The organism is Burkholderia sp. FW306-1C-G01B, assembly GCF_058781685.1.
On the sequence record NZ_JBYSWZ010000037.1, the window covers coordinates 1 to 1,679 of the forward strand.

Annotated in this window: 2 tRNA genes and 1 rRNA gene; all 3 read left to right on the forward strand. The window is 53.4% G+C overall.

Features of this window, described 5'->3' with window-relative positions:
* Positions 1–1,068: ribosomal RNA gene (locus AC3WLY_RS35165) — 16S ribosomal RNA — on the forward strand; the annotation flags it as partial.
* A 63-nt stretch (positions 1,069–1,131) separates the two neighbouring features.
* Positions 1,132–1,208: transfer RNA gene (locus AC3WLY_RS35170), tRNA-Ile, on the forward strand.
* A 38-nt stretch (positions 1,209–1,246) separates the two neighbouring features.
* Positions 1,247–1,322 (forward strand) — tRNA-Ala (locus AC3WLY_RS35175).
* The last annotated feature ends 357 nt before the right edge of the window (positions 1,323–1,679 follow it).

A 1,679-nucleotide genomic window follows, 5' to 3' on the forward strand; every position in this document is an offset into this window, starting at 1 on the left:
AGCCGGGGGATGACGGTACCGGAAGAATAAGCACCGGCTAACTACGTGCCAGCAGCCGCGGTAATACGTAGGGTGCGAGCGTTAATCGGAATTACTGGGCGTAAAGCGTGCGCAGGCGGTTTGCTAAGACCGATGTGAAATCCCCGGGCTCAACCTGGGAACTGCATTGGTGACTGGCAGGCTAGAGTATGGCAGAGGGGGGTAGAATTCCACGTGTAGCAGTGAAATGCGTAGAGATGTGGAGGAATACCGATGGCGAAGGCAGCCCCCTGGGCCAATACTGACGCTCATGCACGAAAGCGTGGGGAGCAAACAGGATTAGATACCCTGGTAGTCCACGCCCTAAACGATGTCAACTAGTTGTTGGGGATTCATTTCCTTAGTAACGTAGCTAACGCGTGAAGTTGACCGCCTGGGGAGTACGGTCGCAAGATTAAAACTCAAAGGAATTGACGGGGACCCGCACAAGCGGTGGATGATGTGGATTAATTCGATGCAACGCGAAAAACCTTACCTACCCTTGACATGGTCGGAATCCTGCTGAGAGGCGGGAGTGCTCGAAAGAGAACCGGCGCACAGGTGCTGCATGGCTGTCGTCAGCTCGTGTCGTGAGATGTTGGGTTAAGTCCCGCAACGAGCGCAACCCTTGTCCTTAGTTGCTACGCAAGAGCACTCTAAGGAGACTGCCGGTGACAAACCGGAGGAAGGTGGGGATGACGTCAAGTCCTCATGGCCCTTATGGGTAGGGCTTCACACGTCATACAATGGTCGGAACAGAGGGTTGCCAACCCGCGAGGGGGAGCTAATCCCAGAAAACCGATCGTAGTCCGGATTGCACTCTGCAACTCGAGTGCATGAAGCTGGAATCGCTAGTAATCGCGGATCAGCATGCCGCGGTGAATACGTTCCCGGGTCTTGTACACACCGCCCGTCACACCATGGGAGTGGGTTTTACCAGAAGTGGCTAGTCTAACCGCAAGGAGGACGGTCACCACGGTAGGATTCATGACTGGGGTGAAGTCGTAACAAGGTAGCCGTATCGGAAGGTGCGGCTGGATCACCTCCTTTCCAGAGCTATCTCGCGAAGTTGAGCGCTCACGCTTATCGGCTGTAAATTAAAGACAGACTCAGGGGTCTGTAGCTCAGTCGGTTAGAGCACCGTCTTGATAAGGCGGGGGTCGTTGGTTCGAATCCAACCAGACCCACCATTGTCTGGCGGTAGTACCCTGAAGTTCTCTGTACATATGGGGGCATAGCTCAGCTGGGAGAGCACCTGCTTTGCAAGCAGGGGGTCGTCGGTTCGATCCCGTCTGCCTCCACCAATCTTCAATGGGAAGCGTTTGGATCACACGAAAGTGACGTGTGAGACGAGCATTTGCCATTGGCGATTGAGCCAGTCAGAGTGATACGTAGTAAGTATCGGCTGTCGTTCTTTAACAATCTGGAAGAAGCAAGTAATTTGGATAGCGGAAGCGTCTTGAGATGGACGTGGAAGTTATCCGGGTTGTGATTGTATCGATGTATCTCAAGATGATTCGAACTCTATGTTTGACTCAATTGGAATACGGCACAACGCGAGAACTCAACCTGTAGCGACTGTCGAGAGACAGACTCGTTATAGGGTCAAGCGAACAAGTGCATGTGGTGGATGCCTTGGCGATCACAGGCGATGAAGGACG